General features: G+C 61.9%; 15 protein-coding genes. 11 read left to right on the top strand and 4 right to left on the bottom strand.

Translation table 11 applies throughout. From position 1 onward, the window contains the following. Positions 1 to 18: 18 nt before the first annotated feature. From KI243_RS25865 to KI243_RS25835, 7 genes are all read left to right on the top strand, one after another. On the top strand, positions 19 to 1,287 hold the full coding sequence (locus tag KI243_RS25865) for an AGE family epimerase/isomerase (protein WP_177107212.1): 1,269 nt from the start codon (positions 19 to 21) through the stop codon (positions 1,285 to 1,287). A gap of 125 nt (positions 1,288 to 1,412) precedes the next feature. Further along, the gene (locus KI243_RS25860; protein ID WP_177107211.1) at positions 1,413 to 2,699 is read left to right on the top strand and encodes an ABC transporter substrate-binding protein; all 1,287 of its coding nucleotides are present in this window, start codon (positions 1,413 to 1,415) and stop codon (positions 2,697 to 2,699) included. Positions 2,700 to 2,843: 144 nt separating this feature from the next. Beyond that, a complete protein-coding gene (locus KI243_RS25855) occupies positions 2,844 to 3,752 on the top strand; it encodes a sugar ABC transporter permease (RefSeq protein WP_042935312.1) in 909 nt (302 codons plus the stop codon). Beyond that, on the top strand, positions 3,745 to 4,590 hold the full coding sequence (locus KI243_RS25850; protein WP_103032781.1) for a carbohydrate ABC transporter permease: 846 nt from the start codon (positions 3,745 to 3,747) through the stop codon (positions 4,588 to 4,590). Before KI243_RS25855 ends, KI243_RS25850 begins: the two co-directional genes overlap by 8 nt. A gap of 2 nt (positions 4,591 to 4,592) precedes the next feature. Continuing rightward, positions 4,593 to 5,753 (top strand): ABC transporter ATP-binding protein, encoded by a 1,161-nt coding sequence (locus tag KI243_RS25845; RefSeq protein ID WP_178991205.1) that lies wholly within the window; start codon positions 4,593 to 4,595, stop codon positions 5,751 to 5,753. Positions 5,754 to 5,842: 89 nt separating this feature from the next. Beyond that, on the top strand, positions 5,843 to 7,192 hold the full coding sequence (locus tag KI243_RS25840; protein ID WP_177107208.1) for a carbohydrate porin: 1,350 nt from the start codon (positions 5,843 to 5,845) through the stop codon (positions 7,190 to 7,192). 245 nt (positions 7,193 to 7,437) lie between these two features. Next, positions 7,438 to 8,289, top strand: coding sequence for a D-hexose-6-phosphate mutarotase (locus KI243_RS25835; RefSeq protein WP_103032783.1), 852 nt, complete (start codon positions 7,438 to 7,440; stop codon positions 8,287 to 8,289). Positions 8,290 to 8,296: 7 nt separating this feature from the next. Here the strand turns inward: KI243_RS25835 and KI243_RS25830 are convergent, their stop codons facing one another. Next, a complete protein-coding gene (locus tag KI243_RS25830) occupies positions 8,297 to 9,157 on the bottom strand; it encodes a MurR/RpiR family transcriptional regulator (protein ID WP_177059095.1) in 861 nt (286 codons plus the stop codon). A gap of 210 nt (positions 9,158 to 9,367) precedes the next feature. Here KI243_RS25830 and zwf point away from each other — a divergent pair, with 210 nt between their 5' ends. From zwf to KI243_RS25815, 3 genes are read left to right on the top strand one after another with little or no spacing between them, the layout of a single operon-like run. Beyond that, a complete protein-coding gene (zwf, locus tag KI243_RS25825) occupies positions 9,368 to 10,837 on the top strand; it encodes a glucose-6-phosphate dehydrogenase (protein ID WP_177084450.1) in 1,470 nt (489 codons plus the stop codon). Then, a complete protein-coding gene (pgl, locus tag KI243_RS25820; RefSeq protein ID WP_042935306.1) occupies positions 10,824 to 11,537 on the top strand; it encodes a 6-phosphogluconolactonase in 714 nt (237 codons plus the stop codon). Before zwf ends, pgl begins: the two co-directional genes overlap by 14 nt. A gap of 17 nt (positions 11,538 to 11,554) precedes the next feature. Next, entirely contained in the window at positions 11,555 to 12,220 is a 666-nt protein-coding gene (locus KI243_RS25815) for a bifunctional 4-hydroxy-2-oxoglutarate aldolase/2-dehydro-3-deoxy-phosphogluconate aldolase (protein ID WP_017126225.1), read from the top strand. Positions 12,221 to 12,510: 290 nt separating this feature from the next. Here the strand turns inward: KI243_RS25815 and KI243_RS25810 are convergent, their stop codons facing one another. Both KI243_RS25810 and KI243_RS25805 read right to left on the bottom strand, forming a co-directional pair. Next, positions 12,511 to 13,695, bottom strand: coding sequence for an aminotransferase class V-fold PLP-dependent enzyme (locus KI243_RS25810; RefSeq protein WP_177107207.1), 1,185 nt, complete (start codon positions 13,693 to 13,695; stop codon positions 12,511 to 12,513). Between the two features lie 16 nt (positions 13,696 to 13,711). After that, entirely contained in the window at positions 13,712 to 13,948 is a 237-nt protein-coding gene (locus tag KI243_RS25805) for a DUF3820 family protein (protein ID WP_017126223.1), read from the bottom strand. Positions 13,949 to 14,154: 206 nt separating this feature from the next. Here KI243_RS25805 and KI243_RS25800 point away from each other — a divergent pair, with 206 nt between their 5' ends. Next, on the top strand, positions 14,155 to 14,622 hold the full coding sequence (locus tag KI243_RS25800) for a PA2169 family four-helix-bundle protein (protein ID WP_212810057.1): 468 nt from the start codon (positions 14,155 to 14,157) through the stop codon (positions 14,620 to 14,622). Between the two features lie 227 nt (positions 14,623 to 14,849). Here the strand turns inward: KI243_RS25800 and KI243_RS25795 are convergent, their stop codons facing one another. Then, complete coding sequence (locus KI243_RS25795; protein ID WP_017126221.1) at positions 14,850 to 15,320, bottom strand: MaoC family dehydratase; 471 nt, start codon at positions 15,318 to 15,320, stop codon at positions 14,850 to 14,852. Positions 15,321 to 15,356 lie beyond the last annotated feature (36 nt).

The following is a 15,356-nucleotide window of genomic DNA, read 5'->3' as shown; positions in this document are numbered from 1 at the left end:
CAAGAAAAGGCGACGCCCATGACTGGCGACAGCGTTGAATTTCCGTCCGGCAGTTGGCTGGATGCTCCTGCTCACCACGCCTGGTTGATGGCAGAAGGACAGCGCTTGCTGTCGTTCGCCAAGGCCTCCAGGCTACCCGAAGGTTTCGGCAATCTGGATGCGCGTGGCTGCCTGCCGCCCGGGTCCATGGCCGAGACCATGAACACCGCGCGCATGACCCACAGTTTCGCCATGGCCCATGTCCAGGGGATTCCCGGTTGCCGCGAGCTGGTCGATCACGGTGTCGCCGCGCTCTGGGGGCCGCTGCGCGATGCGACCTTCGGCGGTTGGTATGCCGTGGCCGAGCATCGCGATGGCAACAGTGGCAAGGCCGCCTACCTGCATGCCTTCGTGGCGCTCGCCGCCAGTTCGGCGGTGGTCGCCGGCAGCCCGGAGGCTCCCGGCCTGCTGGCCGAGGCGATCCGGGTGATCGACACGCATTTCTGGAGCGAGGAAGAGGGCACCCTGCGCGAGTCCTTCACCCGTGACTGGAGCAACGAGGAAAGTTATCGCGGCGCCAACAGCAACATGCACGGCACCGAGGCTTTCCTCGCCCTGGCCGATGTCACTGGCGACAGCCGCTGGCTCGACCGCGCCCTGCGCATCGTCGAGCGACTGATCCACCAGCAGGCGGCGGCCAACGGCTTCATGGTCATCGAGCATTTCGATCGTCACTGGCAACCCTTGCCGGGTTACAACGAGGACAACCCCGCCGACGGTTTCCGCCCCTACGGCACGACCCCGGGTCACGGTTTCGAATGGGCGCGGCTGGTGCTGCACCTTGAGGCCGCCCGCCGTGCAGCCGGGCTGGAGACGCCGCAGTGGCTGCTGGCGGATGCCCGTGAACTGTTCGCCAGCGCCTGTCGCCATGGCTGGGCGGCGGACGGTGCGCCCGGTGTGGTCTACACCCTGGACTGGGAAAATCGCCCGGTGGTCCGCGAGCGCCTGCACTGGGTGCATTGCGAGGCGAGCGCGACGGCGGCGGCACTGCTGCGGCGCACGGGCGAGGAGCAGTACGAAACCTGGTACCGGCGCTTCTGGGACTTCAATGACCTGCACTTTATCGACCGGCTGCATGGCAGCTGGCATCACGAACTCGATGAGCATAACCAGCCCGGTGCACGCATCTGGGGTGGCAAACCCGATCTCTATCATGCCTACCAGGCGGTGCTGTTACCCTGCCTGCCACTGGCACCGAGTCTCGCGAGCGCTCTGGCACGGGCCTCGGCGCCAAAAAAACGGTTATAGACACATGTAACCATGCCGTGACATTTGCACGTCCCTTCGTTACCTGCGACGGGGCGTGCCTTGACTAGAATCCCATGCAGCGCAAGCACCAGACTTGCATGCATAACAACAAGAAAGGTACTCAGATGAATTCGATTTCTCGCCTCGCCGCAGTGATTTCTCTCGCCTCGTTGTTTCCCCTCAGCGCACAGGCCGCAGACTCGAAAGGGACTGTGGAAGTGGTTCACTGGTGGACGTCCGGTGGTGAAAAAGCGGCTGTCGATGTGCTCAAGGCCCAGGTTGAAAAAGATGGTTTCACCTGGAAGGACGGCGCTGTCGCCGGCGGTGGCGGCGCCACGGCCATGACCGTGCTGAAAAGCCGCGCGGTTGCCGGCAACCCGCCAGGCGTCGCGCAGATCAAGGGTCCGGACATCCAGGAATGGGCGTCCACCGGTCTGCTCGATACCGACGTCCTGAAGGGCGTTGCCAAGGACGAGAAGTGGGACAGCCTGCTCGACAAGAAAGTCTCCGATACCGTGAAGTACGACGGTGAATACGTGGCCGTGCCGGTGAACATCCACCGCGTCAACTGGCTGTGGATCAACCCGGAAGTCTTCAAGAAAGCCGGGATCGAAAAACCACCGACCACCCTCCAGGAATTCTACGCTGCCGGTGACAAGCTCAAGGCCGCGGGCTTCATTCCGCTCGCCCACGGCGGCCAGCCTTGGCAGGACAGCACCGTTTTCGAAGCGGTGGTGCTCTCGGTCATGGGTGTCGATGGCTACAAGAAAGCCCTGGTCGACCTGGACAACGCCACCCTGACCGGTCCTGAAATGGTCAAGGCGCTGACCGAGCTGAAGAAAGTCGCGACCTACATGGACGTCGACGGCAAGGGCCAGGACTGGAACCTCGAAGCGGCCAAGGTCATCAATGGCAAGGCCGGCATGCAGATCATGGGCGACTGGGCCAAGAGCGAGTGGACCGCGGCCAAGAAAGTCGCTGGCAAGGACTACGAGTGCGTAGCCTTCCCGGGCACCGACAAGGCCTTCACCTACAACATCGACTCCCTGGCGGTGTTCAAGCAGAAAGACAAGGGCACCGCTGCCGGTCAGCAGGACATCGCCAAGGTCGTGCTGGGTGAAAACTTCCAGAAAGTCTTCAGCATCAACAAGGGTTCGATCCCGGTTCGCAACGACATGCTGAGCGACATGGGCAAGTACGGTTTCGACTCCTGCGCCCAGACCGCGGCCAAGGACTTCCTGGCAGATGCCAAGACCGGCGGCCTGCAGCCGAGCATGGCGCACAACATGGCGACCACGCTGGCGGTACAGGGTGCGTTCTTTGACGTAGTGACCAACTACATCAACGACCCGAAAGCCGATCCGGCCGATGCCGCCAAGAAGCTCGGCGCGGCGGTCAAGTCCGCCAAGTAACCGGAAACCCCCTGTAGGAGCTGGCTTGCCAGCGATAGCGGAACGTCATCCAGCGGATTTATCCACTGACACACCGTCATCGCCAGCAAGCCGGCTCCCACGAGGGATCTGCACGTAGTCTTTTTCCCTGTACTGGATTTTCCCATGAGTTCTGTTGCTGTGTTCAGCAAAGCCTCGCCGTTCGATGCATTGCAGCGCTGGCTACCCAAACTGGTGCTGGCGCCCAGCATGTTCATCGTCCTGGTGGGCTTCTACGGCTACATCCTGTGGACGTTCGTTCTGTCGTTCACCAACTCGACTTTCCTGCCGACCTACAAATGGGTAGGCCTGGCGCAATACGCGCGGTTGTTCGACAACGACCGCTGGTGGGTGGCGAGCAAGAACCTGGCGGTCTTCGGCGGGTTGTTCATCGGCGTCACCCTGGTGATCGGCGTGCTGCTGGCGGTGTTCCTCGACCAGCGCATCCGTCGCGAAGGCTTCATCCGCACCATCTACCTGTACCCGATGGCGCTCTCGATGATCGTCACCGGCACCGCCTGGAAATGGCTGCTCAACCCTGGCATGGGCCTGGACAAACTGCTGCGTGACTGGGGCTGGGAAGGCTTCCGCCTGGACTGGCTGATCGACCCCGACCGCGTGGTGTATTGCCTGGTGATCGCCGCGGTATGGCAAGCCTCGGGCTTTATCATGGCGATGTTCCTCGCCGGCCTGCGTGGTGTCGACCAGTCGATCATCCGTGCCGCCCAGATCGATGGCGCGAGCCTGCCGCGGATCTACTGGAAAGTGGTGCTGCCCAGCCTGCGTCCGGTGTTCTTCAGCGCGGTGATGATCCTGGCGCACATCGCGATCAAGAGCTTCGACCTGGTGGCGGCGATGACCGCTGGCGGTCCTGGCTACTCGTCCGATCTGCCGGCCATGTTCATGTACTCCTTCACCTTCAGTCGCGGCCAGATGGGCATGGGCTCGGCCAGTGCGATCCTGATGCTCGGTGCGATTCTCGCGATCATCGTGCCTTACCTGTACTCCGAGCTGAGGACCAAGCGTAATGACTAGTTTCGCCGCCAAACCTTCCATCAGCCTGAGTCGCATCGCGATCTACGCGGTGCTGATTCTCGCCGTGCTGCTCTATCTGGTGCCGCTGGTAGTGATGCTGCTGACCAGCTTCAAGTCGCCGGAAGACATCAGTACCGGCAACCTGCTGAGCTGGCCGACGGTGATCACCGACATCGGCTGGGTCAAGGCCTGGGCCACGGTCAACGGTTACTTCTGGAACTCGATCAAGATCACCGTCCCGGCGGTATTGATCTCCACCGCCATCGGTGCGTTGAACGGCTATGTGCTGTCGATGTGGCGCTTTCGTGGTTCGCAGCTGTTCTTCGGGCTGCTGCTGTTCGGTTGCTTCCTGCCGTTCCAGACCGTACTGCTGCCGGCCTCGTTCACCCTTGGCAAGATGGGCCTGGCCAGCACCACCACCGGCCTGGTGTTCGTCCATGTGGTCTACGGCCTGGCGTTCACCACGCTGTTCTTCCGCAACTACTACGTGAGCATTCCCGATGCGCTGGTGAAAGCGGCACGCCTCGATGGCGCGGGTTTCTTCACCATCTTCCGGCGGATCATCCTGCCGATGTCGACCCCGATCATCATGGTCTGCCTGATCTGGCAGTTCACCCAGATCTGGAACGACTTCCTGTTCGGCGTGGTGTTCTCCAGCGGTGATTCGCAGCCCATCACGGTGGCGCTGAACAACCTGGTCAACACCAGTACCGGGGTCAAGGAATACAACGTTGATATGGCAGCGGCGATGATCGCCGGGCTGCCGACCCTGCTGGTCTATGTGGTCGCAGGCAAGTATTTCGTGCGCGGGCTGACGGCCGGCGCAGTCAAGGGGTAATCATGGCAACGCTCGAACTTCGCAATGTAAACAAGACCTACGGCACCGGCCTGCCGGACACCCTGAAGAACATCGAACTGTCGATCAAGGACGGCGAGTTCCTGATTCTCGTGGGACCTTCGGGCTGCGGCAAGTCGACCCTGATGAACTGCATCGCGGGCCTGGAAAACATCACCGGCGGCGCCATCATGATCGGCGACCAGGACGTCAGCGGCATGAGCCCGAAGGACCGTGACATCGCCATGGTGTTCCAGTCCTACGCGCTGTACCCGACCATGAGCGTGCGCGAGAACATCGAGTTCGGCCTGAAGATTCGCAAGATGAGCCAGTCGGCCATCGACGAGGAAGTCGCGCGGGTCGCCAAGCTGCTGCAGATCGAACACCTGCTCAATCGCAAGCCGGGCCAGCTGTCCGGCGGCCAGCAACAGCGCGTGGCCATGGGCCGGGCACTGGCGCGGCGGCCGAAGATCTACCTGTTCGACGAACCGCTGTCCAACCTCGACGCCAAGCTGCGGGTCGAGATGCGCACCGAAATGAAACTGATGCACCAGCGCCTGAAGACCACCACCGTCTACGTCACCCACGACCAGATCGAGGCGATGACCCTGGGCGACAAAGTGGCGGTGATGAAGGACGGCATCATCCAGCAGTTCGGCACGCCGAAACAGATCTACAACGATCCGGCCAACCTGTTCGTCGCCAGCTTCATCGGCTCGCCGCCGATGAACTTCATTCCGCTGCGCCTGCAACGCAAGGATGGTCGCCTGGTCGCCCTGCTGGACAGCGGGCAGGCCCGTTGCGAGTTGCCGATGAACATGAGCGACACCGGCCTCGAAGACCGTGAGGTGATTCTGGGCCTTCGCCCCGAACAGATCGTGCTAGCGTCCGGCGAGACTGCGGGTGTGCCGAGCATCCGTGCCGAGGTGCAGGTCACCGAGCCGACCGGCCCGGACACGCTGGTCTTCGTCACCCTCAACGACAGCAAGGTCTGCTGCCGCCTGGCGCCGGATGTGGCGCCCCAGGTGGGTGAAACCCTGACACTGCAATTCGACCCGGCCAAGGTGTTGCTGTTCGACGCCAAGACCGGTGAACGCCTGGGCCGAGTGGGCAAGCCCGAAGCGCAGGCGCATACCGACAACGTGGCGCAATTCAAGGGCCGCTGAGTTAGCAGCGGGTGGTTCGCCACCCGTCGCGATCGATGTAAACCACGTTCAATAAAAACTGTTAATAAAAATAAGACGAGGATGTAGGGATGAAAAAGAAGAACACCAACGCCCAACTTATCTGCCAGTTGTCAGCGGTGGCGGCGTTAATGCTGGCCGGGAGCGCGCATGCAGCCGACGCTTTCAGCTCTGATTCGAAATGGATGACCGGTGACTGGGGTGGTGAGCGGACCAAGCTGATCGAGCAGGGTATCGATATCCAGGCCGACTACGTGGGTGAAGTCGGCGGCAACCTCGGCGGCGGCTACAACAACGACAAGACGGCACGCTACAGCGACCAGTTCGGTCTGGGCGTCAAGTTCGACCTGCAAAAGCTGCTGGGCTGGGATAACACCCAGGCCAAGATTCAGCTGACCAATCGTAACGGCCAGAACATCTCCAACGACCGTGTGGGCGACCCGCGTGCCGGCACCCTGAGCTCCTCGCAGGAAGTCTACGGGCGTGGCCACATGGTCCGCCTGACCCAGTTGTGGGTGCAGCACCAGTTCCTCGACGGCAAACTCGACGTCAAGGCCGGCTACTTCGGTGAAGGCGAAGACTTCAACACCTTCCCATGCGACTTCCAGAACCTGGCGTTCTGCGGTTCCCAGGTGGGTAACTGGGCGACCGGTATCTGGTACAACTGGCCGGTCAGCCAGGCGGCACTGCGCGTGAAGTACAACATCACGCCTGAGTTCTACGCGCAGATCGGTGCGTACAACCAGAACCCATCGCAACTGGAACACGGCAACGGCTTCAAGCTCAGCGGCAGCGGCACCAAGGGCACCGTGCTGCCGGTCGAACTGGTCTGGTCGCCGAAGGTCAACAACCTGCCGGGCGAATACCGTGTGGGCTACTACAAGAGCACCGCCGACGCCAATGATGTCCGTGAGGACAGCGACGGCCAGGATGCCGCCACCAGCGGCAAAGGCTTCCGCGTTCACAACAGCAAGCACGGCTACTGGTTCGTTGCCCAACAGCAACTCACCAGCCACAACGGCGACGCTTCCCGCGGTCTGAACGTTGCGGCCAACGCCACCTTCCACGACAAGGACACCAACGTCGTCGACAACTACCAGTCGCTGATGTTCGTGTACAAGGGCCCGTTCGATGCCCGTCCGAAGGATGACATCGGCATCGGCTTCGCCCGTATCCATGTCAACGATGACGTGAAGAAGAACGCCGAACTCGCCAACGCCGCCATTGGTGTGAGCGACTACGACAACCCGCTGTACTCGCCACTGCGCGACACCGAGTACAACTATGAGCTGAACTACGGCATCCACGTCACCAACTGGCTGACCGTACGTCCCAACCTGCAGTACATCACCCATCCGGGTGGCGTGGACAAGGTGGATAACGCCGTGGTCGCCGGCCTGAAAATTCAGTCGGTCTTCTAAGGCTCCGGCTGATAAGCTCTCTCTCTATGTGCGCATCTTGCGGATGGTCCACCAGACCGTCCGCTTTTTTTTGGTGGGTGCGGTGAGGACGGTTTGCCAGGGCAATACGCTTGGCAGACGCCGCATAACCTGTGGGAGCCGGCTTGCCGGCGAAAGGGCCCTCGAGGTCGCCAAAAGCTTCGTGGGTAAGCTCCGCTCCCACAGTCACATGGATACGGCAAAACGATTTTCAGGATTCGCGGCACATGCACGAGCAACCGCTACAACGCTTTTTCAAATCGCGGCGCGAACAGCCGGTCTTCCAGTGGGAGCGCTTTCAACAGCGCGAAGTGCTGGTGATCGACCATCCACTGTGCCAGGCGGTGTTCAGTCGCCAGGGTGCGCAGTTGCTGCATTTCCAGCCACGGGGACAGAAACCCTGGCTGTGGTGCGCGGCGAAGTGGCCGCAGGTCGGCGCGATTCGCGGTGGCGTCCCCGTATGCTGGCCCTGGTATGGCCGGCACCCGAGTGAAAATGCCTGGCCCTCCCATGGCTGGGCCCGGCTGATCGACTGGAAGCTGCTGCAAAGCAGTTCCGATGACGAAGGAGTCAGCCTGCATTGGCGCCTGCAGTTGTGCGACTGGCAGGTCGACCTGCATGCTCGCCTCGGTGAAACCATGGAACTGCGCCTGAGCACCGAGCACCAGGACAGCGAACCCTGTCAGCTGAGCCATGCGCTGCACGCCTATTGGCGTATTGGTGACGTTGGCGAGGTAGCGCTGTCTGGGCTGGAAGGCGCCCAGGGCTATGACCAGTTGAATCGCCAGGTTTGCCAGCAGGAAGGCGAACTGCGGGTCGATGGCGGTTGCCAGCGGGTGTTCCAGCACGAGGGTGAATTGCACCTCAAGGATCACGCCTGGCAGCGCGAGTTGTGCATCGATACCGGTGACAGTGCCGACACCGTGGTCTGGCATCCGGGGCACCGGCCGTTGCTGGGGGTGAGCTGGAACGAAGTGATGGGTTTTGTCTGTGTCGAGGCCGCCAGTGGCGGCACCGACAGCCTGTGCCTGGCGCCGGGAGAGCGCGCGCACCTGAGCTTGCAGGCGCGGGCTGCCTGAAGCGGCGTCAGTCGAACTCGTCACCCACCGGGTAACGACTGGCGTTGAGGCTTTCCTTGATCTTGCGCAGGTGCGGCTGGAAGTCCACGCCACGGCGCAGGGTCATGCCGGTGGCCAGCACATCGAGCACCGTCAACTGGACGATTCGCGAGGTCATCGGCATGTAGATGTCGGTGTCCTCGGGCAGCGGGATATTCAGGCTCAGGGTGCTGGCCTTGGCCAGTGGCGAGCCGGCGGCGGTCAGGCCGAGTACCGAGGCGCCATTGGCGCGGGCGATGCGTGCCACCTCCACCAGTTCCCGCGTGCGTCCGGTGTAGGAAATGATCACGAACAGCTCGCCGGTATGAGCGACCGAGGCGATCATGCGCTGCATCAGCACGTCGACGTGGGCGGTGACCGCCATGTTGAACCGGAAGAACTTGTGCAGGGCGTCCATGGCCACCGGCGCCGAGGCGCCCAGGCCGAAGAAGTGGATCTGCCTGGCCTGGGTCAGCAGGTCGACGGCGCGGTTGATCAGCGCCGGGTCGAGGACCTGGCAGACACTGTCCAGCGAAGCGATGGCACTGCCGAAAATCTTCTGGGTATAGGCTTCGGCGTTGTCGTCGGCCTCTACCGCGCGGCTCACATAGGCCGCACCGCTGGCCAGGCTCTGGGCCAGTTGCAGCTTGAGTTCGGGATAGCCGCTGACGTCGAACGAGCGACAGAAACGGTTGACCGTCGGTTCGCTGACCGAAGCCGCCTGGGCGAGGGCGGCGATACTGTAGCGGGTCGCCTGCTGCGGGTTGAGCAGGATGACTTCGGCGACTTTGCGCTCGGCCTTGTTCAGGTCTTCGAGACGGCTCTGGATCTGTTCCAGCAGGTTGCGGATGCGGTCCATGTGGGTGTTCCTTGGTTCTGCGATGCCTATAAGAACGTGCTTTGGCGGCTTTCGGCGGTGGCCTATCCTACTGATGGCGTCTGTGGACCACCACTCGCAATCGTCATTTTGATAAAATGTTATGGTTATTACTACATTTTTCCTTGAGTGATGCCTCGAAAAAAGGTATTTATCGTTTAACTTGATAAAAGAACAAACATCATGCCTTCGATAACGGTTGAACCGTGCACCTTTGCCTTGTTCGGCGCCCTGGGTGACCTCGCGCTTCGCAAGCTTTTTCCTGCCTTGTATCACCTCGATAGCGCCGGTCTGCTGCACAAGGACACGCGTATCCTCGCGCTGGCCCGTGAGCCGGGCAGCGTCGACGAGCACCTGGCGACCATCGCCACCGAGTTGCGCGAGTTCGTCGAGGCCAGGGAAATCGACGAAGTGGTCGTCGAGCGTTTCCTCGGCCGCCTGAGCTACCTGCACGTGGATTTCCTCAAGGCCGACGACTACGTGGCCCTGGCGGAAACCGCCGGCACGGCCGAGCGGCTGATCGCCTATTTCGCCACGCCGGCCTCGGTGTATGGCGCGATCTGCGAGAACCTGGCGAAAGTCGGCCTGGCCGAGAACACCCGGGTGGTGCTGGAAAAGCCGATCGGCTCGGACCTGGAGTCGTCACGCAAGGTCAATGACGCGGTGGCGCAGTTTTTTCCGGAAAACCGTACCTACCGTATCGACCACTACCTGGGCAAGGAGACGGTGCAGAACCTGATCGCCCTGCGTTTCGCCAACAGCCTGTTCGAAACCCAGTGGAACCAGAACTACATCTCCCACGTGGAAATCACCGTGGCCGAGAAGGTCGGGATCGAAGGTCGCTGGGGCTATTTCGACAAGGCCGGCCAGCTGCGGGACATGATCCAGAATCACCTGCTGCAGTTGCTCTGCCTGATCGCCATGGACCCGCCGGCCGACCTTTCGGCCGACAGCATCCGTGACGAGAAGGTCAAGGTGCTCAAGGCCCTGGCGCCGATCAGCCCGGAAGGCCTGACCACCCAGGTGGTGCGTGGCCAGTACATTGCCGGGCACAGCGAAGGCAAGTCCGTGCCGGGCTACCTCGAAGAAGAGAATTCCAATACCCAGAGCGACACCGAGACCTTCGTCGCCCTGCGTGCCGACATTCGCAACTGGCGCTGGGCCGGTGTGCCGTTCTACCTGCGTACCGGCAAGCGCATGCCGCAGAAGCTGTCGCAGATCGTCATCCACTTCAAGGAACCGTCGCACTACATCTTCGCCCCCGAGCAGCGCCTGCAGATCAGCAACAAGCTGATCATCCGCTTGCAACCGGACGAAGGTATTTCCTTGCGCGTGATGACCAAGGAGCAGGGCCTGGACAAGGGCATGCAACTGCGCAGCGGGCCGCTGCAACTGAATTTCTCCGACACTTATCGCAGTGCGCGGATCCCGGATGCTTACGAGCGTCTATTGCTGGAAGTAATGCGCGGCAACCAGAACCTGTTTGTCCGCAAAGATGAAATCGAAGCCGCGTGGAAGTGGTGTGACCAGTTGATCGCCGGCTGGAAAAAGTCCGGTGATGCGCCCAAGCCGTATGCGGCCGGGTCCTGGGGGCCGATGAGCTCCATTGCACTGATCACGCGGGATGGGAGGTCGTGGTATGGCGATATCTGAATTGAAACTGCCGCAGGGCGTGACCGGGCACGAATTCCGTACCCCGGCGCTGTTGGCCGAGGGGCAGGCCAGGGATGTGGCGCAACAGTTGCGCGCAGCCATTGCCGCCCGTGGCGTGGCGACCCTGGTGGTTTCCGGCGGGCGCAGTCCGGTGGCGTTTTTCCAGGGCCTGGCCAAGCAGGACCTGGACTGGAGCAAGGTGGTGATCAGCCTTGCCGACGAGCGCTGGGTGCCGGTCGAGCACGCCGACAGCAATGCCGGCCTGCTCAAGCGCTACCTGTTGCAAGGCCCGGTGGCCAAGGCGCGGTTTATCGGTCTGTACAACGCCGCGGCCAATCTGGAAGAGGCCGCGCAGCAAGCCGATCAGTTCCTCGCCGAGTTGCCGGATATCGACGTACTGGTCCTGGGCATGGGGGATGACGGTCACACCGCGTCGCTGTTCCCCAACAGCCCGAACCTGGAGGCCGCCTTGCAGGTGGATGGCAGCCGGCGGGTCTGGCCGATGCTGGCCCCGACCGTGCCGCACCAGCGCCTGACCATGAGCCGGGCCCTGTTGTCCTCGGCGACCTTTACCGTGCTGGCGATTTCCGGCCAGTCGAAATTGACCACCCTGGACGCCGCGTTGGCGGGCGACGAGCTCGCCGTCATGCCGATTCGCGCGTTTCTGAAACCTACTTTAGAGATTTACTGGTGCCCATGAGCCAAGGATCAGCTGCTATGAAAAACAATGCCCCGACCGTCTCCATGGCAGACAAGGTCGCCCTGATCGATGAACTGTGCGGCCGTGCGCGGATCCTCCCGGTCATCACCATCGCCCGCGAACAGGATGTCCTGCCGCTGGCCGATGCCCTGGCCGCCGGCGGCCTGACCGCCCTGGAAGTGACCTTGCGTTCGCAGTTCGGCCTCAAGGCCATCCAGATCCTGCGTGAGCAGCGTCCGGAGCTGGTGACCGGTGCCGGTACCGTGCTCGATCGCCAGATGCTGGCGGCGGCGGAGGCGGCGGGCTCGCAGTTCATCGTCACCCCGGGGATTACCCGCGACCTGCTGGAAGCCAGCGTCGACAGTCCGATCCCCCTGTTGCCGGGCATCAGCAATGCCTCGGGCATCATGGAGGGTTATGGCCTGGGCTATCGCCGCTTCAAGTTGTTCCCGGCGGAAGTCAGCGGTGGCGTGGCGGCGATCAAGGCGCTCGGCGGTCCGTTCGGCGAAGTGAAGTTCTGCCCGACCGGCGGCGTCGGCCCGGCCAATATCAAGAGCTACATGGCGCTGAAAAACGTCATGTGCGTGGGCGGTAGCTGGATGCTGGATCCGGAATGGGTCAAGAACGGCGACTGGGCCCGCATCCAGGAGTGCACCGCCGAGGCCCTGGCCTTGCTGGATTGATTCACCGCTACTGAATTCGTTGTGTGTTCTACGGCTTTACGGTGCGCTTGGTCGGCGCACCGTTTTTTTTTTGCCAGCAGAAAGCCCCTTGCTTGCCTGGGGGCGAGCCACCCTGTGGGAGCGGGCTTGCCCGCGAAGAGGCCCTTGAGGCTTACAGCGCCCTTGCGGCCGTCTTCGCGGGCAAGCCCGCTCCCACAATGGCCTGGTCAACCTTGTATACGCAGTCAATACAAACCCTGCGTGCTGGCCTGCTGGCGATAGCGACAGGCCTGGCAATTACGGCCTTCAGCTCATGCGCTCAAATCGGCGAGGGCCCTTGTCAATAAGCCGATATCTTCGGCCGAGGTGGTGAACCCCGGGGTAATGCGGATGCACGGCCCGCAGGCCGAGCCGCTGCGGGACACGGTGAACAGGTTGTAGTCCTGCAGTAGCCGATCGACCATCGCCTGCTGGTTCGCCTGCCGGGTAAAACGCATCGAGGTGATCGCGCAGTACAGGCGCGGGTCGTCCGGTGTCAGCACCTCGATACCGGGCATCTTGCGTGCTTCGCCGACCCACAGGTCGCGCAGGTAATTCAGGCGTGCGCCCTTGGCCGCCGCGCCGCCGATCTGCCGATGCTCGTCGAACACCATGGGCAGGGTCATCAGCGCCGGAATGTTCGGTGTGCTGTGGGGCGTGCGCGAGCGGACATCCGTGACCGGGTAATGCATTTCGCCCATGTCCGGATCGATATCGGCCAGGCGCTCGGGATCGATATGGATCACCCCCAGGCTCAACGGCGCGCCGATCCACTTCTGCAGGTTGAAGCCGGCGAAGGCCACGCCCATCGCCCGCAGGTCGAATTCGATCTGCCCCAGGGCATGGGCGCCGTCGAGAATTACATCGACCCCGTGTTCCCGGGCCGCCTCGGCAATCGCCTGGACCGGCATCACCAGTCCGGTACGGTGGGTGACATGGGTCAGCGCCATCAGCTTAAGGCGCGGATGGCGCACGAACGCCTCGCGGTAGGTCGCCAGCAACGACTCGAAGCTCGCCGGGTGGGTATGCTCGATGCGAATCACCTGGACCCCGCGATGGCGTTCGAGCCAGTTCAGCGCGCCCTTGACCGTGTCGTATTCCAGGTCGCTGTACAGCACCTGGTCGCCCGGTTGCAGGCGATTGTAATTGCGGATCAGCGATTGCAGGGCATCGGTGGCGCAGCGGGTGAGGGCAATCGCCTCGTCGCTGACGCCCATCAGTTCGGCCAGTTCGGCGCGAATCGCGACGCTGCCGATCTTGTCGAAGTGCTGGCGGACATGCAGCGAGTTGCTGCGGTTGATGAACTCGATGTTGTGTCGGTAATCCTCGATCACCCGGCGGCTCATGCGACCGAAGTAACCGTTTTCCAGATTGAGCGGGCCGGGTTCGACATCGTAGCGCTGGGCCACGGTTTGCCAGAAGTGTTCGTCGCGGGCGTTGTCTTCATTCCTTGGCATGGCGGGGCTCGTCGGGTCAGTGGCGGGGTTTGGGTTTGCCGTGCTTGGCACGCAGCGGGTCGAGCAGGTCGGCGAGGCCGTTGTGGTCGATCTCCTGCATCAACGCCAGCAGGCCGCCGAGTTCACCCTGGGGAAAGCCTTCGCGGGCGAACCAGTTCAGGTACGGACCGGGGAGGTCGGCGATGATCCGCCCCTTGTACTTGCCGAAGGGCATTTCGCGGGTGACCAGCAGTTCGAGTTTTTCGGGGTTCATTCGGGGACTTGCCTCCGGTGTTCAAGCGACTGGAAAAATACAGGCATTCTGCATGCAGGCCAATTGACAGATCATGCAAATAACAGGGATACAGATTTTTCGATTATTTATAAGTTACTGAAATTAAACATAAAAATTATAAGCTGAAGGCTGGCATGGCGACTGCAACGGTATACCCAACTTCCACCAACAGAAGGAATTGAGTCATGACCAACTTGAACAAAGAAACCATTTCGGTTCTCAACCACCTGATTGAAGTCAGCAAGGATGGCCAGGAAGGCTTCAAGACGTGCGCCGAAGATATCAAGAACCCCGAGCTCAAGGCGCTGTTCCAGAAACGCTCGAGCGAGTGCGCGTCGGCGGCCGTGGAATTGCAGGCCGAAGTGCGCAAGCTCGGCGGCGATCCGGAAACCTCCACCAGCGTCTCCGGTGATCTGCACCGTCGTTGGGTGGACGTGAAGGCGCTGTTCACCGGCAAGGGCGAAGAAGCGGTGCTCAACGAAGCCGAGCGTGGCGAGGACCATGCCAAGAAGGCTTATCGCGAAGCGCTGGAGAAACTGGACAAGCATGACACCCTGCTGAGCTTGCGTGACCTGGTGGATCGTCAGTACCAGGGCGTGCTGCGCAACCATGACCAGGTCAAGGCACTGCGTAATATCGCTCGCGCCAGCTAAGTCGCCGCTATTGCCCCTGTGGGGCTGGCTTGCCAGGGAAGGCGAGCCTCAAGGCCCTCTTCGCGGGCAAGCCCGCTCCCACACAGGGATCGGCGTTTCGACACAACTGTCGCGGCTGCCTCCAATCCCCTGTGGGAGCTGGCTTGCCAGCGAAGAGGGCCTCATGAGCGCTGCAAGCCTCAAGGTTCTCATCGCCAGCAAGCCGGCTCCCACAGTTTTTGTCATCATCAGCCAATGGTGATCGGTGGCGGGCTGGTCAGGGTCACGGTCTGCTGCTTGCGAGGGGCGAGGATTTCCGCTTCGCCGTCGACCACCAGTTCATCGCGCTGGTTGAATACGCGGGTGGCGATACGCACACGAAACTTCGGCAGTTTCTCGAGGATTTCCAGGCGCACGGTCAGGGTGTCGCCAATCTTCACCGGCTTCTGGAAGCTCATCTGCTGGCCCAGGTAGATGGTGCCCGGTCCGGGCAGTTCGCACGCCACCGCGGCACTGATCAGCGCGCCGCTGAACATGCCGTGGGCGATGCGTTCTTTGAACATGCTCGCGGCAGCGAATTCGGCATCCAGGTGCACCGGGTTGTGGTCACCGGACATCGCGGCGAACAACTGGATATCGCGTTCTTCCACGGTCTTGCTGTAGCTGGCGGTCTGGCCGACTTCGAGGGCTTCGTACGGCGTATTGGTCACCTGGGTCATCTGATACCTGTCCTGTGAAAGTTTGTTAAAATCAAC

It is taken from the genome of Pseudomonas sp. Ost2, assembly GCF_018326065.1.
Taxonomy (GTDB): Bacteria; Pseudomonadota; Gammaproteobacteria; order Pseudomonadales; family Pseudomonadaceae; genus Aquipseudomonas; species Aquipseudomonas gingeri.
Note: the sequence above shows the minus strand (reverse complement) of the source record. Positions and strands in the feature narration are given on the sequence as shown.